20 protein-coding genes are annotated in these 23,225 nt (G+C 46.1%); 15 read left to right on the top strand and 5 right to left on the bottom strand.

Annotated features, from left to right (window positions below):
• Positions 1–375 carry a hypothetical protein gene (locus DW677_RS01195; RefSeq protein WP_117566335.1) on the bottom strand — a complete coding sequence of 125 codons (375 nt, stop codon included), beginning with the start codon at positions 373–375 and terminating at the stop codon, positions 1–3.
• Positions 350–739 (bottom strand): response regulator transcription factor, encoded by a 390-nt coding sequence (locus tag DW677_RS01190; protein WP_117566334.1) that lies wholly within the window; start codon positions 737–739, stop codon positions 350–352. The genes DW677_RS01195 and DW677_RS01190 overlap by 26 nt, the downstream gene beginning before the upstream one ends.
• Positions 740–942: 203 nt before the next feature.
• Here DW677_RS01190 and DW677_RS01185 point away from each other — a divergent pair, with 203 nt between their 5' ends.
• From DW677_RS01185 to DW677_RS01175, 3 genes are read left to right on the top strand one after another with little or no spacing between them, the layout of a single operon-like run.
• Positions 943–1,671, top strand: coding sequence for a LytTR family DNA-binding domain-containing protein (locus DW677_RS01185; protein WP_165860023.1), 729 nt, complete (start codon positions 943–945; stop codon positions 1,669–1,671).
• Positions 1,668–3,791 (top strand): hypothetical protein, encoded by a 2,124-nt coding sequence (locus DW677_RS01180; RefSeq protein ID WP_117566332.1) that lies wholly within the window; start codon positions 1,668–1,670, stop codon positions 3,789–3,791. The genes DW677_RS01185 and DW677_RS01180 overlap by 4 nt, the downstream gene beginning before the upstream one ends.
• Position 3,792: 1 nt before the next feature.
• Positions 3,793–5,694, top strand: a complete 1,902-nt coding sequence (locus DW677_RS01175; protein WP_117566331.1) for an ATP-binding protein — start codon at positions 3,793–3,795, stop codon at positions 5,692–5,694.
• Between the two features lie 294 nt (positions 5,695–5,988).
• Here the strand turns inward: DW677_RS01175 and DW677_RS01170 are convergent, their stop codons facing one another.
• Entirely contained in the window at positions 5,989–6,684 is a 696-nt protein-coding gene (locus DW677_RS01170) for an amino acid racemase (RefSeq protein ID WP_117471276.1), read from the bottom strand.
• Between the two features lie 116 nt (positions 6,685–6,800).
• Positions 6,801–7,904 carry an iron-containing alcohol dehydrogenase family protein gene (locus DW677_RS01165; protein WP_117566330.1) on the bottom strand — a complete coding sequence of 368 codons (1,104 nt, stop codon included), beginning with the start codon at positions 7,902–7,904 and terminating at the stop codon, positions 6,801–6,803.
• An 825-nt stretch (positions 7,905–8,729) separates the two neighbouring features.
• Between DW677_RS01165 and DW677_RS01160 the strand changes: the two genes are divergently transcribed.
• The 3 genes from DW677_RS01160 (at position 8,730) to DW677_RS01145 (ending at position 12,317) form a co-directional block, all read left to right on the top strand.
• A complete protein-coding gene (locus tag DW677_RS01160; RefSeq protein ID WP_117553222.1) occupies positions 8,730–9,179 on the top strand; it encodes an Hsp20/alpha crystallin family protein in 450 nt (149 codons plus the stop codon).
• A gap of 417 nt (positions 9,180–9,596) precedes the next feature.
• Entirely contained in the window at positions 9,597–11,132 is a 1,536-nt protein-coding gene (locus DW677_RS01150; RefSeq protein WP_117566328.1) for a hypothetical protein, read from the top strand.
• Between the two features lie 114 nt (positions 11,133–11,246).
• Positions 11,247–12,317, top strand: coding sequence for a U32 family peptidase (locus DW677_RS01145; protein WP_117566327.1), 1,071 nt, complete (start codon positions 11,247–11,249; stop codon positions 12,315–12,317).
• Positions 12,318–12,350: 33 nt separating this feature from the next.
• Here DW677_RS01145 and DW677_RS01140 read toward each other — a convergent pair whose 3' ends face one another.
• The gene (locus DW677_RS01140; RefSeq protein ID WP_117566326.1) at positions 12,351–13,385 is read right to left on the bottom strand and encodes an alcohol dehydrogenase; all 1,035 of its coding nucleotides are present in this window, start codon (positions 13,383–13,385) and stop codon (positions 12,351–12,353) included.
• A 399-nt stretch (positions 13,386–13,784) separates the two neighbouring features.
• Between DW677_RS01140 and DW677_RS01135 the strand changes: the two genes are divergently transcribed.
• The 9 genes from DW677_RS01135 (at position 13,785) to DW677_RS01095 (ending at position 23,196) form a co-directional block, all read left to right on the top strand.
• A complete protein-coding gene (locus tag DW677_RS01135; RefSeq protein WP_117566325.1) occupies positions 13,785–14,915 on the top strand; it encodes a M20 family metallopeptidase in 1,131 nt (376 codons plus the stop codon).
• A gap of 20 nt (positions 14,916–14,935) precedes the next feature.
• A complete protein-coding gene (locus DW677_RS01130) occupies positions 14,936–15,889 on the top strand; it encodes an ABC transporter permease (RefSeq protein ID WP_117566324.1) in 954 nt (317 codons plus the stop codon).
• 14 nt (positions 15,890–15,903) lie between these two features.
• Positions 15,904–16,755 carry an ABC transporter permease gene (locus DW677_RS01125; RefSeq protein ID WP_015555137.1) on the top strand — a complete coding sequence of 284 codons (852 nt, stop codon included), beginning with the start codon at positions 15,904–15,906 and terminating at the stop codon, positions 16,753–16,755.
• Positions 16,756–16,791: 36 nt separating this feature from the next.
• Positions 16,792–18,444, top strand: a complete 1,653-nt coding sequence (locus DW677_RS01120; RefSeq protein WP_117566323.1) for an ABC transporter substrate-binding protein — start codon at positions 16,792–16,794, stop codon at positions 18,442–18,444.
• A gap of 59 nt (positions 18,445–18,503) precedes the next feature.
• Entirely contained in the window at positions 18,504–19,511 is a 1,008-nt protein-coding gene (locus DW677_RS01115; RefSeq protein WP_117566322.1) for an ABC transporter ATP-binding protein, read from the top strand.
• Positions 19,508–20,485 (top strand): oligopeptide/dipeptide ABC transporter ATP-binding protein, encoded by a 978-nt coding sequence (locus DW677_RS01110; protein WP_347473010.1) that lies wholly within the window; start codon positions 19,508–19,510, stop codon positions 20,483–20,485. The genes DW677_RS01115 and DW677_RS01110 overlap by 4 nt, the downstream gene beginning before the upstream one ends.
• 50 nt (positions 20,486–20,535) lie before the next feature.
• On the top strand, positions 20,536–21,507 hold the full coding sequence (locus DW677_RS01105) for an SIS domain-containing protein (RefSeq protein ID WP_117566320.1): 972 nt from the start codon (positions 20,536–20,538) through the stop codon (positions 21,505–21,507).
• A complete protein-coding gene (locus DW677_RS01100; RefSeq protein ID WP_117566319.1) occupies positions 21,507–22,352 on the top strand; it encodes a fructoselysine 6-kinase in 846 nt (281 codons plus the stop codon). The genes DW677_RS01105 and DW677_RS01100 overlap by 1 nt, the downstream gene beginning before the upstream one ends.
• A gap of 112 nt (positions 22,353–22,464) precedes the next feature.
• Entirely contained in the window at positions 22,465–23,196 is a 732-nt protein-coding gene (locus DW677_RS01095) for a GntR family transcriptional regulator (RefSeq protein WP_015555131.1), read from the top strand.
• Positions 23,197–23,225 lie beyond the last annotated feature (29 nt).

Here is a 23,225-nt window from a genome sequence, read left to right as displayed (position 1 = left end):
TTATTCATCCTCCTCACGTTGTTCGTTCCTTCTCGTTGTTTTCTGAAGCAGCTGGGATACCGCCTCCCGCAGCTGATATTCCGTCACAGGCTTCACCAAAAAGGTGTCCGTCTGCATCCTGCGGCTTTGGGGTTCAAACTCTGCCTGATCGCTGATCCACAGGAGAGGGACATCCTTGCTGTACCCTCGTATGCTCATGCAGAAATTCATCCCCCTGGCTCCGTCCTCCATGACCACCACAGCATCATAAGGCCCATCCCGCTGCATGGCATAGGTACAAAATACGCCGTTATCAAATCGGTCTACTTTGCCCAGCTTCATCAGCAAAGCGGTTTCTTTTTCTTTCTGGCTATAACTGCACAGCGCAATTCGCATTTTCACACCTCCATTTTGTGATGGATTTTATCGCCTCATATAACTCCTGATCGGAGCAGTCTGCCGGAAGGAACGCAGGGATACGCAGGTGATACGCAATCAGGGCGAAGTTTTTATCATCGCTCCACCAGACAAGCGGTGTCTCCGGTGCCAGCCGCTTCGCCTGTATGGCCGCCTCCAGTCCCTTTGCTCCGGTCATGGCGATGACAACCGCATGGTACCGGCTTCGCCGGAGTGCCTGGGCAAGCTGGTTCTCATTCCACAATTCGTCAATCGCAAGCTGCCCATCCCCATCAAAAAGGGAGCGCAGCCTGCTTTCAAACCATTCCACATTTCTCAGCTCCGTACAAAGTGCGATTTTCATGCTGAGCCTCCTTTCCTGAAAAGAAAAACAAAAAAACCAGACCTTCTCATCGGAAAGTCTGGTAGTATAATTAGGGTAGCATCTTGTCAAGAGAAATGCAACCGACTTTGTTTAAGACGCAGGTTTCCTGTTTAAGACGCAAGTTTTTTCCTGCGGTTTTATGTTATACTATTATTGGATTATTGTGCAAAGGAGATGGCACGATGCAGATTGCGATTGTGGATGACAGGGCAGAGGACAGAGAAGATCTGTCTGCCTGCCTGGAAAATTATATGAAAAAGCATCAGCTGGACTATACGCTGACAGAATTTGAGGACGGAGAGAATTTTCTGAAAGCTGCCGCCCAGGTCAATTTTCAGCTTGTCTTTATGGACATCTATATGGAGAACATGGATGGAATGGAGGCCGCCAGAAGGCTGCGCCAGAAAAACAGGCTCTGTAAGATCGTTTTTCTGACCATTACAGAAGATTATGCCCGGATGGGGTACAGCCTGTCCGCCAGTTATTATCTGCTGAAGCCGCTTTCGCTCCATCAGGCAGATTTTGAAGAAGCGATGGAGCTGTGCCAGCTAAAACCGCCCTATGAAGTGATGACACTTTCGGTGATGGCTGACCGTCAAAAGCTGGAACTTCCCACAGAGAAGATTCTGTACATAGATTATCAAAACCGTATGACACGGATTCATACGGCGGAACGCGTGATACCGGTAAGCGGAGGCTTTCAGGAGGTCACTGCCGCATTGCAGAAGGACAAGCGTTTTTTGCCCTGCTACCGGGGCGTTTTGATCAACATGGATCATATCAGCCAGGTTGACAGTCAGACCTTCCATTTGATAAACGGGGAGGAGCTTCCGATTGCTCTCCGCAATGGAAAACAGCTGCGGGAAGCCTACCGTCAATATGTTTTCTCTGGAATGGGGGGTATCGTATGAGAATGAAGCAAATGCACAGGCGTATTCTGGGGGGCTGTCTGGCCTGCCTCCTCTGCTTCACCGGCAGTATCCCCGCATTTGCCGCTAAAACTGCAACCCCAGCCAATGCCGATGAAAGAAGGGAGAATCCGCCGAGTTTAGAAAGCGAGGTTCCTGGGACACTGGATAGCAAAACCCCGGAAGCATCGGAAGAAGCATCCCTCGTCCTTGTCACAGAAATACAAAATGAAGGTGAACTGCTCTCCCTGCCTGCTTTTACCCTGCCCCTTAGAACCACACCGTCTGATGATGACCTGGAGGAAATTTATCAGCTGGCCCTTCAGTATCAAACCGTCTGCGCCACTGTAACAGCAGGGGAAGAAATCCGGCAGGAAACATTTTCTGTCGCATGGGATTTTTCGGCCATTGACCAGACCACTCCAGGCGAATATACCGCAGCAGGCCGGATTGAGCTGCCAGAGGGGTATTCCTTTGGTGAAGCTGTATTGCAGGAGCTTCAGATTTCCGTCCGGGTGGAAGAAATGCCGCCTGCTGTCATTACCTCCATAGAGCAATGGTATCCTTATACGGATGCGTTTGCAGTTCAACAGGGCAGCCAAACCGAAGCGTTGGAAAATTTGTTTGCCTTTTCCCCTTACTATCTGGATTGCTATGCGGACAATGGAACCAGCTACGCCGCTGTGGTGGAATGGGATTTTTCCGGTATTGATTTGAACACTGTGGGACTGTACCATGCCATTGGAAAGCTGACCGCACCAGCAAATACTGCGTTTGCAGAGGGAATTGCTTTCCCTGAAATCTCAATTCCTGTTTCTGTTCAGGCTCCGGGCAGACCGGACATTAACTGCTTTCTGTCCGCCAGAGGAAACCTTCATTTTCCCTGGGTCACACCGCCGGGGGAATTGGATGAGATCAGCGTATGGCTGTCCGAAAACAACGGTTCATGGAACCGCCTGAAAAGTGGCGTTTATGTGGGTCAGGAAATGCTCTCGATTGCCACCCGTCTGCTGACGCCGGGCAGCAGTTACCGCCTTCAGGTCGATTATGACGGCGGGCAAACCGGCATCCTGTCCTTTACCTACGCAGATGAAATTGTCCTTGAAGGGTATCATGAAGGCGACCGGGATGGAGGAGATGCAGGCGGAAATCCACCCGATACCATCATTCAGCCGCCTCCTGAACATACCGACGATCAGGATGACGATTTCGCAGACAGGCCCTCCACAAAGCCTCCAAAACCGCCTGTAACAAATGGCGGCAGAGTGGATTCCAACGATTCTGAAAAAACACCACCTGTCAGTGAAGAAAATGATCCTGCGGATCATGAACCATCCCACAAGCCTTCCGAGCCATCTTGGGATGGAAAAGACGATTCCATGAATAAAGAAGAATTCCCATCGGAACAGGCAAACGGTGATACAGAGGAAAATACCGCTTTACAGCAGCCCCCTGAAGTGCAGACGATTGCCGGCGCTTCGGAGCTTACCGTACCCGATCCTGCCTGGAAGCTTTCGGAAAACAGGAAAGAGCCGGTGCAAAGCGCTATGACCGTTCCCCAGGAAGTCGCAGATTCCCAAAACTCTGCTTTTTCAGAGTTCTTCGATGAAACCACTGACCGGATTTCCGGCACGCGCTTTTTGATGATGCTGCAAACAGGGGCGCAAAGAGCCGTCTTTTCCAAACAGGGAATCACCATCAGCATACCCAAAGATGCCTTGCCGGAGGGCATCCAAAACGAAGATCAGATTGAAGTCATCATCCAAAAGGATACGGACGGCGGTTTTTCTTTTTCGTTTTCCATCAATGGAACTGCGCTCAGCTCCCTGCCGGATGTTTCTGTCATGCTGCCCTGTCCAAATGACTCGGCAGCCGGCACATTGTTCCTCTGTGATGAAAGCGGCGTGGAAATTCCCATGACCGGTTATGACGATACGGCGAAAGCCGCTTCCTTTCAGATCAGCCATACAGGGGCATACACCATTGTGGGAAAGGAGGATGCCGTTTCCCTGGCACAGGCCGCCGACACAGAGCATAGCCGGTCGCCCATACTCCTTTTGATTCCGGCCTGTCTGGTTCTTCTGTCTGCCGGTGTGTTTTTCCTAAGGAGGAGGCGAAAATAAGATGGTATCTTCTGCGGTAAAAAAATATGCTGCCTTATGTATGGTCTGCCTGTGCTCATCCCTGTTTTTTCTTGGCCTGTATCAGTTCAATAATAAATATAGCCAGAACACAATCCAAGCGGCAAATGGGATTCTGGCGCTTTCTGAGGAAGAACTTCAAAAGTCACCGGTGCGCTTTCTGGTATCCGGCTGGGCATTTTATCCTGACGCGCTTTTGACCCCGGAAGAAATACAAGATGAAAGCCATTATATGCGCTACCTTTCCATTGGAGAGCAGACCAATTTCTCCAGCCCTGCAAACCCTTCTCCCTATGGCTGCGGGACTTATCAGATGACATTCTTTCTGCCGGAACGGAAGGAAACATATGCGCTGGAAATCCCGGAAGTGTTTTCTGCTTACAACCTTTATCTGGATCATGACCTGATCCTGCAAATGGGGGAACCTGCACAGGGGACACCATTGGTTCAAAACCGCATGGTCACTTTTCATGGCGGAAAACCGGTGACACTCACCATAGCGGTCAGCAACTATGACCACTTTTACGGAGGGATTGTCTATCCGCCTGCTTTCGGAACGATGTTGGCGGTCAATACAACCAGAGGAATCCGGTTTGCATTCTGCCTGTTTGGCTGTACAGTTACCTTTGTCTGTGCGCTGCTGTCCTTTTATTTCAGCCGCCGGATGAAACAGAAAAATACATTCCTGTTCGGACTGATCTGCTTTGCCATGTGCGGCCTGTCATCCTATCCTGTGCTTCATATGCTGGCTGCTGTTCCCGTATTCCCCTGGTACACGATTGAACTGTTCTGTATCTATCTGGTTACCTGGCTGATCGTAGTTCTGCAAAACCGGATATGCAGGCCGGGCTTCCTGCCTGCGGCCATCAGTAATGGGGTGGGCGCTGCCTTCCTGGTATATGCGTTTTTGTATGGCATGATGGCTTCCCATCTCTCCCTTGGAGCTATTCGTTTCTTCTCTGCATCGGTCTTTTGTTATAAGGCGGCATCTGCGCTCTATCTGCTTATCATCGCTGTGCTTGCCATTCACAGGGGAGAAAAACGGAGCAGGCCGATCTTCTATGCTGCGGCAGCCGCAACCTGCGCCTTTATATGGGATCGCCTTCTGCCGGTTTATGAGCCGGTTATCGGCGGTTGGTTTTTGGAATGGGGCAGCTTTTTCATAGCAGCAGCCATCGGTTATTCCCTCTGGCGCGATGTGATAGAAGGATATGGAAACAGCCTGATTTTTCAGGAAGAACGCAAGCAGGTCATCCGTCAGCTTTCTATGCAGACCGAATACAGCCGTCAGGTTTCTGAGGCAGCGGCAGAAAACAGAAGGCTGATCCACGACATCAAACACCATCTGCGTACCATAGACCGCATGGCCTCTGAACATGGGCAGACAGAGATCTGCTCCTTCCTGTTACAGGTTGAGGAACAGGTTGCGGCGTCATCGGGCCACTCCCCTACCCAGTTCTGCAAAAATCCCGTTGTAAATGCGCTGATTGAATACTACTACGGCATGGCGCAGACACAAGGGACAGAATTTCAGGTGCGGCTCGATCTTCCCGATCAGATGCCGCTTACCGATGTGGAACTGTGTACGGTGCTGGGCAATCTTTTGGACAATGCCGTTGAGGCGTGCAGCCGCCAAAAGCAAGGGGTGCGCCGCGTTTTCATTGCAGGCGAAACCAGAGGCAATATGTACTTTTTGAAGATTGAAAACACTTACGACGGTCTGGTCTTGCAGGAGGGAAAAACATTCCTCTCCCGAAAGGGTACATCTGATGATCATGGAATCGGACTTTCCTCTGTCCGAAAAATCATTGAAAGCCATGGCGGTGATCTCGATCTTGTTCCCGGTGAGGAATCTTTTCTTGCTGGAATTACAATACAGATGTAAAAACTGTTTTTTGAGGCGCATTCAGATAACATAGGCAAGACCGCCTGTGGCGCTTTCTTGAATTGAAAAACACCCGCTTTTCGCGAAACTTGGACATTGCATTTTCGTACATTTCTTCGAGGGAAACGCGCTGGTGGTTGTAATGAGTTGAATAGGCGAAGCCTATTTTTAATGTAACAGGAAATTCCGAAGAATTCCCTGTTACATTAAAAGGCACTGACGTGCTAAAGATGCGCACTCGCGCGAGGAGGTCGTAAGGCGAATCCACAATAACAGCGGTATAGGTGAAAGTATTTATTCCGACATAATTAAATCAATGAGTGAATCAATGTGAACTTGCATCACATTAAGGCATGGAACTGATAAATCAATTCCTTTGAAAATCAATGGGAGTTCTGTGCATCCAAGTATGATTGTGTCAACGTTCTCATCTTGAATGATTCGTTCTGCAATTGTTCGAAAGTTGTTTTGAGTATCAGATACAACTTTTCCAAGTTCCAGTTCTGTTTCAATTTTTCTACCAATATACTCTTTCTCTGCCGCATCCGGTGTAATGACTTCGATACCTTTAGATTCGAAAGATTGCTGAAAAAAGGTTCCGTTCATGGTTGGAAGAGTTCCTAACAGGCAAACTTTTCTATATCTGTGTGCTTTGGCAAATTCACTTGCGGTATCTACCATACTAACAAGCGGTACAGGAGATACTTTCGATAATGCATCAAAAACAATATGTGTTGTGATTCCGGTTAGAGCAGCGTATTGTACTCCTGCTGCAGAAAGTTGATTGATACCGTTGAGAAGATAATCTGTCAACCCATCATAATCCTGATTTTTGCATAAATTGAGTACGTCAAATACATTAAGACTTTCTATGGTGATATTGGGAAAGAAATTTTGACCACTTTTTTTCTGTACGCCATATTCTATGCTGCGATAATATTCAATGGTGGATTCTGGCCCTATTCCACCAATTAATCCTAACTTTTTCATTAATTTTGCCTCTGAGTTTACGAAATTCTGCAAATATGTTCGTCTTCATGAATGCCTTGTGCAAAGCTTCTAATGACTTTCCTGACGGAATAGCATGTAGATATTCCACGGTACATTTATAAGAGCATAGTCTGTTTTTTAAATTCCTGTCCGATCTTATTCTGTTCTTTCATGCATGCAATAAATTTCTCACGGGTCACATCTTGCGGGCGGTACTGCCATTCGGTGGAAGTGAGAATTCTATCTGCCATGAGATCAAATTCATCTTCAGTGATATCGATATCATCGAAGCATACCGGAAGACCGATACTGGCATTGAATTTCATGATCGTATCACGGAGAGCGTTCGCGCCTTCATAGGTGAGCAGGCAGAGAACACCGAGGGATACGACTTCGCCGTGCAGGTGTTCGTGACCATGACGCGTGATCGTGGAGCCGTTATAGACACAGTGCGCGAGGGAGGAATTGTAGTAATAATCCGGAATATGAGTCGTCATATTGGAAACGATACCGGTGGAGACGATGATATCCAGAGTGACCTGCATGAGGGCATCGCTGACTTTGTGCGCCTTTAAGGATGCGAGTGCCTCTTTTCCATAATCCAGGAGCGGTTGTGTGCAGACTTTACTGAGCTGGACACCCATTAACGGAGTATGGCTTAAGTGCTTACCTTTGCTGGAAAAAACAGCCTCACATTCTTTGGAGAGTGCGTCGCCGATTCCGGCCCAGAGGAGGTCGTAAGGAGAATCCGCAATCACGGCGGTATTGATGAAGGTATGATCCGCAAGCTTCGGATAATAATATTCCCGGAAGGTGCCGTTGGCATTGTAGATGACACAGATGGCAGTCACGGCCGCGCAGTTGCTGGCAACGGTCGGGAAGGTAAATAGTGGTTTGTCAAGTTCGTTTGCTACATATTTTGCGGTGTCGCAGGCTCTTCCTCCACCGACACCAAAGATGATATCTGCGTTGCGGACAGCCGGATTCGCGATCAATGCATTGCCGTTCTCGTAGCTGGAATCACCGCCGTACCAGATGAAATCCGTGATCTCAAGATCGGAGCCCTTGATGCCTTCCAAGAGTGCATCTTTTGTTTTTTCCATGGCTGTTTTACCGCCGATCACGACTGCCTTTTTTCCATAGTTTCTTGCGACGTATGGAAGTTCCTTGTAACAATTTTCACCGATGGAGTAATTAGGAAGATATACACTGTAACTCATTTGCTTCTGCCTTTCTTGTTCTTTCTTGTTGTGAGCTGACAAATATCCGGAATAAACAATATCTGTCAGATTGTGGGGGTAACTGTTAGAGGATGGAATAAACTATCCAGAGGCGTTACGGTTGATAGTAAAGATTTGTCGTAACTGTTCATTACTCTCACTGTTACGCGCAAAAATCCATTCCAAATCGGCTGTGCCGATAGGATTTTTGCCATATAGTCTAAGTTTTCTTACGGTCAGCGCAGTAAATGCGCAGACCTACTGAACAGTTACGATTTGTCATCAAAATGGATAACATATCAATATTATAGGCGTTTGGAAAAATAATTCAAGATGTTCTTAATTTATGTCCTTTAAATTTTCCTGCCATTGCACATCACATTGTGCTACTGCAGAAAACCAATGCATGTATGATCATGATTATGCACGAGGAGTGTGAGAGAAATAAGAAGCTGGGAGTACAGACAGATAAGAAAAAGAACTCTGTATGGTACGTTTGTCAAAGATGAAAAGTATCAGAGTTCTTTTTAAACTGCTAAGATATCAGGGGTTACGGATATTGTCTTGCATTGGCAATCGGATGCCAGATAGTTTCTAACTGTTCCAGCGGATTTTGAAAATAAGGAATATTTGAACAGGAAAATAAGTTCACAATTAATTCACAAAAAAATTAGCACTCACCTCTTGACAGTGCTAATAATATGTGTTATAGTACATGCAGAACAAAGGGAGAGAGAAAGAAATCAAAGGGATGCAAAAAGTCCTGGAGATTTTCAGAATCTCCCAGACAATAGATTTCAGATATTCTGATTGGAGGAATGATTTATGTATATGCCGAGTATTTTTGGAGAGAGTTTATTTGATGATATGTTCCCGTTTGATGACAGCTTCTTTACTTCTAAGAAGAATCCGCTGTATGGAAAGAATGCTTCGAGAGTTATGAAAACTGATATCAAGGAGAATGAAGGTTCCTATGAACTGGACATCGATCTTCCGGGATTCAAGAAAGATGAGATCACTGCAGAATTGAAGGATGGTTATCTGACCGTCAGCGCTGCTAAGGGTCTTGATAAGGATGAGGAAGATAAGAAAGGTCACTATATCCGTCAGGAGCGTTATTCCGGAGCAATGAGCAGAACCTTCTATGTTGGCGAAGATGTAAAGCAGGAAGATATCAAGGCTAAATTTGAAAATGGTATCTTAAGCCTGTCCGTTCCGAAACCGGTTGAGCAGAAGAAGGTTGAAACTTCTAAGCGTATTGCGATCGAAGGTTAAGGAAGCGTGGCAGACAGTGAAAGCTGCCTGCGGTGTATGGTATCAATGAAAATAACCTGTAGCTGAAAAGGACCGTTGCCTTTGCAGAGAGATCTGTGGGGCAGCGGTCCTTTTTTATGTAACAGGAAATTCATAGGAAGTTCCTGTTACATAAAAAGACACTGACGTGCCCAAAATGCGCACTCGCGCGAAGATGCAGATTGTCGCAAGCGCCCGCGCGAGGCGGGAGAATGTGCCAAGGCAAATTCTTTTATATAAAAGGTACAGCTGCACGTTATTGGTTTATGCATCCATTTATGATAGAATGGTAATAGATAAAAAGCTGGCATTTATGAGCGGTGTGAGCTATGGTGCTTTAAAAAGATTTGAATTGAGGAACGAAAAGTGTCAGGGAAGAGAGAAATAAACGGAGTTTTTATGATCCCATTCGGACTGGTAGCTGGATTTGCAGACGGGCAGGAGATCCGGATCACGGAGCTTGCGGAACATGGATTTTGTTTTCGGACATTGGATGAGATCCGCGAAGTGAAGAGATTCCGGATCTGTTTTTATGATGGGTTCAACGGGATGAAGACGGGAGATCAGGAGAAGAAAAGCAGTGATCCGTATACGGAAGTTGAGATTCATTCGTTTGAGATGGAAGTGCGTGTGGAAGATGGATTGGGGATTCCGGTATATGAGTATTCGGTGTTTGTGGAGCAGGAGAAATACCGGGAATGCGCTGGAAAACTGATCCTTTGGTATGATAGATTTGTGCGGCTGAAGTTGGAGTGCGAGGACGGGGAACTTGCAATGGCGCTTACCGGGTATCCGGCAAAAAAGGATGAACAGTTTGCGGAGAATTTCATTGAACAGAAAAAAGAGTGGTTCGGTGAAGGAGAAGACAGGGTGAGGCTGGAAAAGCGGAATACAGGAAGCTATTGCTGCGGTGATTTTACGGAATCAAAAAGGAATGACTTTGAAGATAGAATGACAGTAGAAAAGCGAATAGAAAATCAGTCGGGAATAAGGGAAACTTGCATAGCAGCAGGAGATTTTGAACGCAAAGGACATAAAGAAACGGCATGGAAGAATATCGAAGTTGCTGTGGAATTGGATTGTCCGGAGCTTTATGAGCGGTATTTATCTATGAAATTCCGCGATTTTATGGACTGGTACTGGAACGTGAATGGGGCAAAAGAGCTGGGAAAACGAATGCCGGTTCCGGACAGGATCTATGTGGGAAATGCCTTCTGCCATCTGTTGTTTCCTGAAAAGCGGCAGTTGTTTGAGATCTTTAAAAAGGCAGAGTCGGAAGGTCTGGCTGTGACAGTTACATTTTCATATCTGCGGGAATTTATGCTGAAACCGGTGGAAAAACTGTTGGATGAGCTGGAAGAATGGTGCAGAAACCGGGAGACATTTCTGGAGATCGCGGCAAACGACTGGGGTCTGCTGGAGCTTTTGAGAGAGCGGAAGGAATGGAAGGAAGAAAAAGAAGTTCTTGTGCCGTGTATGGGGATTCTGTTAAATAAAAGGAAAAAAGATCCACGGATGGGATACAAGCAGGGAGAGACAGGATATTTTCGGGAGAACAGCCTGAATGCGGAATTTTACCGGACATATCTGAGGGACACGTTCGGGATCCGGCGGTACGAGTGGGAGTCCTGCGGATACAGGCAGCAATTTCCGGAAGGAAAGAACAGCATCCACGTTCCGTTTTATCAGACGAATACCTCCCAGTATTGTACACTGTATGCTGCGTGTAAAAATGGAGAACGTGGAAAGCAGGAACTGCCGGAATCGTGTCCGGGATATTGCAGGGAGAAAGTCTTTCTGTATCCAAAGCATTTGAAGATGGTGGGGCGGTATAATTCGCTCTTTGCGCTGGATGAGAGTACAGTTTCCGGAATGGAGGATACGGAAGGTTGGAAAGAGAAAAGAATTGATAGAATTGTAGTAAATTTGCTGTAACTAATATGCAATTAAAAATAGCAGATAGTCAGAATTGTACTCGCGAAAAATCAAACGAAATGTGGCAGGTGCGAACTTTCAGAAGTTGAGAAGCTGAGTTTAAGGAGAAATACAATGAAGATCACGGCGGGACTTGGATCCATCGATGAATATGTGCGGTACGTCGAGGCCGGGGCAGATGAGTTTTTCTGCGGATACGTACCTTATGAATGGAATAAAAAATACGGGACAGTGCTGCCGCTAAACCGCCGCGAGGTTCTTGGCATCAACGTGCAGATCGGGGCGGAGAGTGAGCTGAGGATTCTGGCGGCGCTGGTGAGAAAATATGGGAAGCCGGTACATCTGACATTTAATTCGCTTTATTATACACCGGAGCAGTACCCGGAGATCGCGGATGTCATTCACCGGTGTACGAAGCTTGGATTTTCAAGCTTTATTATCGCGGATCCGGCGCTGCTGATCTACCTGAAAAATAATGGGATCCGCTGTGAGATCCATCTGAGTGGGGAGACGGCAGAGGTAAACAGCCGGATGATAGATGTATTTGACCGCTTGGATGTCAGTCGGCTTATCTTTCACAGGAAGAACAGCTTCGCAGACATGGAGTCGGTGATCCGGCATGAGAGGGAAAAGGGCAGCAGGGGCGTATATGAATTTGAGGCATTTGCACTGAACGAGCTCTGTCAGTTTTCGGGGGCGTTCTGCAATTCCCTGCACTGCGATGAGATGGGGCATCTGTGCCGGGTCCCGTATAAGATAGGAAAAGTTAAAGGAAAGAGAGAGAAAAAAGAAGAATATGAGGAAACAGAGAGGCTGATTTTACGGACGGAGAGCACAGTGAAAGATGCGAATGATGAGCAGAGCACAGATAAACCGAACGAAGATGATGAGGAACGGATGTATGATCCTGACGGCTATCTCTGCGGTGCGACAGGCTGTGGGCTCTGCGCCCTGTATCGGCTGCAAAAGATCGGAATCACCCATTTGAAGCTTGTGGGGCGCGGAAATTATGTGGATTTTATGGAAAAGGATATCCGGAACCTGAAGACAGCTCTGGATATCCTTGAGCATGTGGATACGGAAGAGGAATATATCAGGAACCTGAAACGAACGTTGTTTCCGTATGGATGCAGTGGACTGTGTTATTATAGAGAAACGGAATCGGTTGCCGGGAAGACAATTTAAATACAGTGTGCAGGAAACCGGATTGGAAGCATATTAACACTCGATGGCTACCTTGATCACGCCATCCATCTTATTTTCAAAGAGTGTGTAAGCTTCTTCGATCCTGTCTAACGGGTATGTATGTGTGATGAGCGGTTCCGTATTCAGTCTGCCCTCTGCGATCAGCCGCAGTATTTCCTCACAATTGCAGCCGTCTACACCGCCGGTCTTGAACGTGAGGTTCTTGCCGTACATATCCGGCAGCGGCAGTGTCTGAGCCTTGTCATAAAGAGCAACGACCGTCACGACCGCATTTGGTCTTGCACATTCCCATGCAAGGCGAAACGTGGATTCGGCGCCTGCGACTTCAAGAACGACATCTGCTCCGCCATGGTCACTGTTGGCACGAACATAATCTGCACAAGCTTCGGGTGATACAGTAAGGATTTCCGGATAGTGCTCATGGATAAAGCGGATACGGCCTTTGTCTTTTTCACAGACGATGATACGTTTCGGATTCTTCAGCATGACACAGAGCAGCGTACAGATGCCCGTAGGTCCGGCTCCGATGATCAATACCGTATCCTCCTCTTTGATCTCAGAAATACGGGCTGCCCAGAAACCGGTGGCAAGAACATCTCCGACCAGCAAAGCCTGACGGTCTGTAACATGATCCGGGATTTTATTTAACCCCTGGTCTGCAAACGGCACGCGAACATATTCTGCCTGTCCGCCATCGATCCGGCATCCGAGAGCCCAGCCGCCATTCTGATCGGTGCAGTTGTTTACATAACCATGCCTGCAGAAAAAACATTCCCCGCAGAAGGTTTCCACGTTTACCGTGACTCTGTCACCGGGCTTCACATTCGTTACAGCGCTGCCGATATCTTCAACGATACCGACCATTTCATGTCCGACAGTTATACCCGGCACAGCGCGGGGGACACTTCCGTGTTTAATGTGCAGGTCACTTGAGCAGATGCTGGCAAGTGTTACCTTTACAATGGCATCCCGTTCATCTATAAGAACCGGCTTCGGTTTTTCCATTAATTCAAATTTTCCCTTGGAAACATAAGTATACGTCTGCATTTTTTATCCATCACTTTCTTTTTTTATTGATTCTTTTATCTCAGTCGAGAAGACTTCCACATTTTTTAGTGGTGAGTAACAGCAAATTTGTCTCGGTGGGAGTCAGGTCTCCGACTTGAATCATGTCTTTGGTGGGCCCAGGGGCAAAAGTATTCCTACAGACAAGCCCGCGTCGGACTTCGGACCGCATGATCTTAGTATTATATTATAGCATTTATCTGCGCGGATAGATACAAAATTCCCTTTCCGGATCCGGAATGAACATAATACACAAAACTTGATTATAATACAATATATAATGATGCATATTGACAAATGGTTATAATATGATATATAATGAATTTCAGATGAGAGATGTGAATTTTGAAATAGATTTTGAAGGCGAAAGGGAGGGGAAACATGAATCTGGAATTGTACTTGGAGCAGATGAAAGAGCTGGTCAACATTGACAGCGGCTCTGAAAATGTAGCCGGAATCAACCGGGTGGCAGATAAATTGGCTGGCTGGTATCAGGAGATCGGCTGGAACGTAGAACGAATTCCTGCCGATGGAGGTCGTCAGGTCCTTCTTATTACAAATCATGTATCCGAACATTATGATGCGATGTATATCGGTCATATGGATACGGTATTTCCGGACGGGACGGCAGAGAAAAGACCATTTCGGATCGAAGGAGAAAATTACTACGGTCCGGGTGTTGGTGATATGAAAAACGGTGATCTTGCAATGTTTCATATCGCGGCAAATTTACCGGAAACTGAGAAGAAATGCCTGAATATCGCAATGGTCTATAATCCGGATGAAGAGATCGGGTCGATCTACTCAAAAGAGATCACAGATCGAATCGGATGTCAGGCAGATCACATTTTTGTCATGGAATCTGCTGGAAAAAATGGAACCCGCCATTGCTTTGCGAGAAAAGGTTCCCTGACGTATGATATTGAGTTTCAAGGTCAGGCGGCCCATGCGGGCTTTATGTTTGAAGTAGAAAATGCGTCTGCGGTTCTTGAGATGGGACATTACATTGTAGAATTAATGAGTCTGGCGGACAGAGAAAAAGATACGACGGTAAATGTCGGGATCGCAAATGGCGGTACAGCCAGAAATGTAGTTGCAGATCATGCAAAAATCAGTGTTGAAATGAGATTTAGGGATGACAGCGAAAGAATCCGCTTGAAAGAATATGTAAATAAAATAACAGAAGGACAACCGTTTGTTCCCGGAGTAAAAACAACGATCACAATGCAGAAGGAAACTCCGCCGTTTATAAAAACAGAGGAAGCGAAAAAGTATATCGAACGGGTCAGAAAAATTGCTGAAGAACATGGGATTCCATTTGAGGAAAAAGACCGCGGAGGACTCTCTGACGCGAACCATCTTTCCAGATGTGGAAAAGCGATCGTTATGGATGGAATGGGACCGCATGGAGCGAATGATCATAGTGAGAAAGAGTACGGATATATCGGATCCGTTGAACCATGTGTAAAGCTCCATCTGGCAATTCTAAACGATATGTTAAATAAACAATAAGCCGAAGGGAGAGAATCTGATTGATAAAATATGTTATAAAAAGACTTTTTTATGCAATACCGGTGTTTCTTGGAATTACATTTACGGTGTATTTGCTGATCAATCTTGCTCCCGGAGGACCGCTTTCAATTTTGGCTGCATCCGGAGAAATGTCACTCAGCGATCTGGAGGCGTTGAAAGCTTCACTGGGACTTGATAAGCCGGTTCTTGTCCGGTATTTTCTGTGGCTGGCAGACCTGCTGCATGGAAATCTTGGAACATCATACCGTACCTCTCAGGATGTCAGCATGATGATCGGACAGCGTATCATCCCATCATTACTGCTCACGGGAACCGGTATTATTGGTGCAATCATCATAGGAATTCCGCTTGGAGTGGTTTCAGCCTGTAAACCGAACTCGATATGGGATCATATCAGTACATTTGTTGCTTTTATCGGAGCATCGGTGCCAAACTTCTTTTTAAGTCTTCTTCTGATCTATGTATTGGCTGTAAAAATGAAATTGTTCCCGACGAGCGGCATGTATTCGGCAGGAACTGGTGGTGATTGGAAGGATCTTCTCTACCATTTGGCACTTCCGGCGTTCGTGTGTGGAATCCAGCCAATCGGAAATTATATCAAACAGACAAAATCGAGTGTTCTTGAGGTTTTGAATGAGGAGTACATAAAAACAGCAAGATCAAAAGGACTTAGAAATGTCGTCATTGTGATCAAACATGCATTTCGCAATTCACTGATTCCGATCGTTACAACCTTAAGCCTTTCCGTCCCGTTTCTGATCGGAGGTGCTGTTGTGACAGAACAGATATTTGCCTGGCCGGGGATCGGAAGCCTGATGATCACTGCGATCACAAGTCGTGATTATCCGGTGATCATGGGAGTCGCTGTTTTGATCTGTGTCGTTGTTCTCGTTGTAAATCTGATTCTGGATCTGATCTATGCTGCGTTGGATCCGCGAATTAAATTTAAATAGGAGGGCATCAGGGCATGAAAAAAATATTAAGTAATCAAGCAGTAAAAAAATTTATGCATAACCGGAAAGCTGTTTTAGGTCTTATCATTGTCTGCTTTCTTGTTTTGGCAGTCATCCTGATCCCGATATTCATGAAGCTCGACCCATATACGACTGACCGGGCGGTAGGATTTAACAAAGCCCCATGTTCCGGTCACCCTCTGGGCACGGATGATGTGGGAAGAGATCTGTTCGCAAGGCTTTTATATGGAGGAAGAATCTCACTGTTTGTCGGGATCATGTCTACGATCATTTCAGTTTTGATCGGAATTCCGTTAGGACTGATCGCCGGTTATTTCAGAGGAATTGCAGAAACTGTCATCATGCGTGTCGCAGATGCATTTATGTCATTCCCGACGATGGTCCTGATCCTTGTTCTCGTTGCGGTGTTTGGACCGTCGATCCTTACGGTCACGGTGGTGATCGGAGTATTGGGCTGGACTGCAATCGCAAAGCTGATTTACGGAAATGTGTTATCGATCCGGGAACGTGAATATATTCAGGCGACAAAAGCGATTGGAATGAGTACTCCAAAGATTCTGCTTTCAGAGGTACTGCCAAATGCGATCCCTCCGGTATGGGCAAATATTTCATTCCGGGTAGCAGGCGCAATTTTAACAGAATCCTCGTTAAGCTTTCTCGGAATGGGTGTCCAGACACCACAGGCATCCTGGGGAAATATCATATTTGCAGCGCAGAATCTTCTTGTATTGACGGCACGTCCGTGGGTGTGGTTCCCACCGGGAATCTGCATCATTCTCGTTGTTGTAGGATTTAATTTTATCGGAGAAGGTGTACGAGATGCCCTTGATCCAAAAACAAAATAGGGCAGTATATATCAAAAAATTTAAAGGAGGATCATTATGAGATCAGGTAAAAAAATTGCAGCATGGATGCTTGCGGCAGCCATGGCAACAGGACTTCTCGCCGGCTGCGGAGGCAGCTCCGGAAATGAGACAACAGCGGCTGCATCTGCAGCGGAAGGAACAACAGCAGCGTCAACGGCGACGGATAAGACGGGAGATTATTCCGATAAGGTCATTACATACGGTTTGACGACTGCATGGGATACCGTTAATCCTTACGGATCTACATCTGGATCGATCTATCAGAATCTGGTCTGCGACAAGCTGTACGACCGCCTTGCATTTATTGAGGAAGCTGGTTCCGGGGTATCACCGAGAGCGGCCAAATCATGGGAATCTGCAGATGATGGAAAAGCTGCGATCTTTCACTTAGATGAAAATGCAAAATGGCATGACGGTCAGCCGGTAACCGCAAAGGACTGGGTATTTACCGCACAGCTGATCACAAATCCGAAATTTGATTACGGACTCAGAAGTGAGTTCAACACATGGGCAGGAACCGATGAGAATGGTCTTGAAACGGCTGAAAAATCCGTCGGAGTTGAGGCTGTTGATGATTATACATTGAAGATTTCTTTTAAGAATGTTACCCCGGTCGAGGATTGGCTGATCCTTCATAACAAGTATTTCTATGTACTTCCGGAACATCTTCTTGGTGATATCGCACCTGAAAAAATGAAAGATGATGAGTTCTGGAAAGCACCGATCGGTTCCGGTCCCTGCACCTTTATCTCTGAGCTTTCCGGAAGCCAGCTGGAGCTGGGATCTTTTGCGGATTATCAGCTTGGTGCGCCGCAGTTTGGCAAACTGATTCTGAAAGTGATCGCTTCCACGAATACGATCACATCCATTGCAGCAGGAGAGATGGATGGATTTTATCAGCAGCCAACGACTGATGATGCACTTGCGGCAAAGGATATGGGACTTACGGTGACAGAATCAAGTGAACCGACCTTTGTAGGCGTATTCCTGATCAATAACCAGAATGTATCAGATAAGCGTATCCGTCAGGCAATGAGCTATGCAATCGATAAAGAGCTTCTGATCGAGCAGAATCTGCAGGGGAAAGGCGTTGCACCGGCAACCTGTGTGATCCCGGGATCGGAATATGATTGCGGACTCACCTGGTCCAGAGATGTAGATAAGGCGAAAGAGCTTCTCGCAGAGGCCGGATGGGATTCATCAAGGAAACTTAAAATGGCAGTAACCTCCGCAAGAGAGAGCATGGCAGCGATCATTCAGCAGAATCTTGCAGAGGCGGGAATTACGATCGATGTTCAGACAGTTGAGCTTGCAACGATGTTCTCAGGGCTTCAGGACGGAACTTATGATCTTGGAATTTGCGGCTCAACAGCAATGTCCTATCCGCTCTGGATGTCCGGATATTATGACAATAAGAATGCGACATACTGCCAGATCACAGATACCGCATACGCAGAGCTTCAGGATAAGATTGCTGCTGAAACAGACGAAGCAAAGAAAAAAGAACTGGTAAACGAATATCAGCAGCTTCTTTGGGATGAGATGCCGTTGGTAATGCTCTACAACGGATATATTTTCGGAGTTCAGTCGGAGAGATTCCAGGGATATAACGCATTTGAAGGCGGAGTCAATAACCAGGCTGTCTGGAAATGGTCTGTAAAAGAATGATCAGAAACCGGTGACGGGTTTGTCACAAATTTAGAAGGATGATGACAGGAGGGGAGCAGATGGATGAACATTTGCTGGAAGTTAAAAATCTGAAGGTTTCCTTTAAAATTGGAAAAAAGAAGCTGACAGCAGTGGATAATGTTACTTTTTCACTGGACCGGGGAAAGGTGATCGGGATTGTTGGAGAGTCAGGATGTGGAAAAAGCGTCACGGCCACTTCGATTATGCGTCTGGTATCTCCTTCTGTCTGCGAAATTGATGAAAACAGCCAGATCCTGTTTGAAGGGGAAGATCTGTCAAAGGCATCAGAAGCCAGAATGAGAAAGGTGCGGGGAAATGAGATCTCCATGATCTTTCAGGAACCGATGTCGTCTCTGAATCCGGTATACAGGATCGGAGATCAGATGTTAGAGATGATCAGGACCCATCATCGTGAGATACCGAAAAAGGAAGCATTAAAACAGTGTATTGAAATGCTTGCCAGAGTGGGGATTCCTTCTCCGGAGCAGCGGATCAGGGAATTTCCACATCAAATGTCCGGTGGCATGAGACAGAGGGTAATGATCGCAATGGCATTGCTCTGCCAGCCAAAGCTTTTGATCGCAGATGAACCGACAACGGCCTTGGATGTGACGATTCAGGCCCAGATCCTCAGAATTCTAAAGAAGCTTGCGGAGGAGTCAGACACATCGGTGATTTTGATCACACATGATATGGGTGTGGTGGCAGAAATGGCAGATCATGTCATGGTCATGTATGCAGGAAAATCAGTGGAATATGGAACCGCAGAAGATATCTTTGATCATCCGATGCATCCATATACGGTGGGATTGCTGAAATCAATTCCAAAGCTTGGAAGTGGTCAGGAAGATCATCTGTTTACGATCGAGGGAACGGTTCCGGGGTTGGATGAGATGCCGGCCGGCTGCAGATTTTCTACGCGATGTCCATATGCAACGGAGCAGTGCAAAAAAGAAGACCCGGGAATGCAGGGAGAAGCAGGACATTTTGTACGATGCTTCCGGTTTATGGATCCCGAGATACAGGATAGCAGGGAGGTGGAATAATGGAGACCCCTTTATTGGAAATCCGGGATGTAAAAAAATATTTTCCGGTAAAAAAAGTACATGGAAAGGAAATTACAGTAAAAGCGGTGGATTCCATTAACCTGAAGATCAATCAGGGAGAAATCGTAGGCCTTGTAGGCGAATCGGGCTGTGGAAAATCAACGTTAGGAAAGTCCATTTTAAAGCTTCATGAGATAACCGGAGGACAGATCCTGTTCCATGGAGAAGATATTACAAATTATAACGAACGCCAGATGCGTCCGCTGAGGGAAAAAATTCAGATTATTTTTCAGGATCCGTATGCGTCCTTAAATCCAAAGAAAAAAATTGTTCAATCCGTTATGGCACCGCTGGATGTGGCGGGAAAATATACGAAAGAAGAAAAACTGGAAAAGGTCAGGAAGATCCTCCGGGAGGTCGGTCTCAGTGATAAATATCTTGAAAAATATCCGCATGAAATGTCCGGTGGACAGAGACAGAGAGTCGTGATCGCAAGAGCCCTGATCAACGATCCGGAGCTTGTCATTTGTGATGAGCCGGTATCAGCGCTGGATGTGTCAGTTCGATCACAGGTGCTGAATCTGTTAAAGGACCTTCATAAGGAAAGAAATCTAACGTACATTTTTATTTCTCATGACTTGAGCGTGGTGGAGTATCTTTGCGACAAGGTAGCGGTCATGTATTTGGGGCGCATCATGGAATATGCAGGAAAGAGGGAGCTCTATGGGAAACCTCTTCACCCGTATACAAAAGCATTGCTGTCAGCGATTCCGGTTCCGGATATCCACGCGAAGCGGGATGAGGTGATCCTCCAGGGAGAATTGCCGAGCCCGTTAAATCCGCCGGCAGGCTGTCTGTTCAGTACAAGATGTCCGATGGCGACAGAGAAATGCAGACAAAGTCGTCCGGAATTAACAGAGATCACGGGAGACGATGGAACAAAGAGAAGCGTTGCCTGCTTTCTGTATCAGTAAACATTGTAAAAATATAACATGCGAAAAATGCGCAGAGGAGGAATTCAACGATGGAAGTAAAACAGATCATTGCGGAAATTAAGGAAAAGATGGATCAGAGAGGTGGATTAAAGCATATGTATTTTGTTGCCTGCGGTGGATCAAAGGCAGCTATTTTCCCGGGACTCTACCTGATCCAGTCGGAAGCAAAAAATTTCAGTGCGACAACATATACCAGCAATGAGTTCGTACATGCGACCCCGAAAGAATTAGATGAGAGATGTATCGCAGTCATCTGTTCTCTTAAGGCTACACCGGAGACTGTAAAAGCTGTTGAAACAGCAAATGCAGCGGGAGCAATCACGATTGCCATGACGGGAAATATGCAGACCGGTATGGCAAAGGTCGGTCAGTATGTTGTGACATATTCAAACGGAGATCATCAGGATTACAGCGACTCCAATCAGGCGAATGCGCTCCGCATCGGCTTTGAGGTTCTCCATCAGTTTGAAAACTGGGATAAATATGACAAAGCAATGGAAGCGTATCAGTATATTGATGAGATCGTTTCAGAGGGAAAGAAAAATTGTCTTCCGGCTGCACAGGCATGGGCAGAAAAAGTCGAACATGAGCCGGTCTTCTATGTCCTTGCATCCGGTCCGAACTATGGAGTTGCTTATTCCATGTGCTGCTGTCACTTTATGGAGATGCAGTGGAGACATGCGGTATGCCTGCACACAGGTGAGTACTTCCATGGACCGTTTGAGACAACCGATAAGAAGCTCCCGATGATCCTGTTAATGAGTGAGGGACGTACAAGAGCGCTCGATGAGAGATGCCTGAAGTTCCTGAATACATATGCTGAGAACTTTATTATCATTGATTTTGAAAAGCTGAATGGAGGAAAAATCGATCCTTCGGTTGCAGAATTCTTCAATCCGGTTGTCATGATCCCGATTGAGCGGTATTATGTATCTCAGCTGGCAGAAAAAACAGGTCATTCAATGGATGAAAGAAGATATATGTGGAAGGTTGAGTATTAATGATAAAGGTAATTGGCATCGGAGATAATGTATGTGATCAGTATTATCCTGCAAAGATCATGTATCCGGGTGGTCAGGCTATGAACTTTTCTGTATATGCAAAAATGCTGGGGGCGCAGTCTGCGTACCTCGGCGTTTTTGGAAATGACAGAGTGGCAGAACACATTATTTCTGTTCTTGATGAGATCGGGGTCGATCATTCCAGATGCAGGCAATATGCCGGCGAGAATGGATACGCAAAAGTCCGGCTTGAAAATGGTGACAGACAGTTTATCATGAGCAACCGCGGAGGGATCGTAAATGAGCATCCGTTGGATCTAAAGACGGAGGATATTTCCTATATCAGGGAATTTTCCCTTGTTCATACCAGTAATAATGGTCACTTTGATTCACAGTTAAAAAAAGTAAGAGAAACTGGAATTCCGGTTTCTTATGATTTTTCCGGTCACTGGAATGAGGAATATTATTTAAAAGAGATCGCGCCTGTTGTTGATTACGCATTTTTCTCCTGCGGAGAAATTGATGAGGAGACCGCAAAGGCAGCATGTAAGCGCTTTGTATCGGAAGGCTGTAAAATTGCAGTAGCAACCATGGGAAAACGCGGATCCCTCGCTTTTGACGGAAAGAAGTATTACAGACAGATCCCGAAGGCTGTTGATGCAATCGATACATTGGGAGCCGGAGATTCATTTACAACTGCCTTTTTACTCTCGCTTTTAGATGGAAAAGGAATCGAGACAGCAATGGAAAAGGGAGCTGAATTCGCTGCAAAGACATGTACGGTGAGAGGCGCTTTTGGATACGGCGTTCCGTTTGAGGATCCGGAGCCTGGTGACTGCCTGTAAAAATCTGTGGATCGAACGGGGAACCTGCTCTGGAAAGAAAATTGTCCTTGCTATTTGTCTGAGCTGTTATTAAAATAGTATTGAAAAGAATTTAGACAGTGGGGGAAAATGAATGTTAAAGCAGGATGCGATGACTCCGTTATATGTTCAGCTTATGGATACAGTGGAAAAGGATATCAAAAGCGGAAGATATAAACCGGGAGATAAGATCATGACGGAATCAGAGATGGCAAAGACATATGGTGTCAGTCTGATCACCGTGAGAAAAGCAATCGGTTCCCTCATGGAAAAAGGACTTGTTGTTCGGAAACAGGGAAAGGGAACCTTCGTAACAAAGCCAAAGTTTTCCAGAAATATCAAACGTCTTCAGAGCTTCAGCGAGATGTGTGAGCAGATGGGAGTCGTGCCGGGGGCACATATGCTGGAAAATAAGATTGTGGATGCAGATGAAAAGATTGCGGCAAGGCTTGGAATTGAGACGGGCAGTAAAGTGATCTTTATATCACGTCTGAGATTCGCGGATTCAGAACCGGTTGTAATTGAAAAAAACTATTTTCCGTTAAAATATGCGTTCCTGTTAGAAGCTCAGTTTGAGGATAATTCCCTTTTTGATTATTTAAAAGAGAAAGCAGGAATGCAGGTTACAAGCTCGGAAAAACTGATTGAGCTTTGCAGAGCAACACAGGAGGAAGCAAAATTACTCGAAGTCCGAAAGGGCGATTATCTGATGTTCGTTAGAAGTACAGCATACGATCAGGAGAATGAGCCATTGTATGCGGGAATTCAGATCATAAATGGGGATCGATTCTCTCTGTATGTATATGAGACAAATGGGGAGCATTGACCATTCAGGAAAAGACTACTGTTTTCACA

Origin of the sequence: Clostridium sp. AM25-23AC, from assembly GCF_003435125.1 — a bacterium.
Taxonomy (GTDB): domain Bacteria; phylum Bacillota; class Clostridia; order Lachnospirales; family Lachnospiraceae; genus Pilosibacter; species Pilosibacter fragilis.
This window is presented reverse-complemented; position numbering and strand designations above follow the sequence as displayed.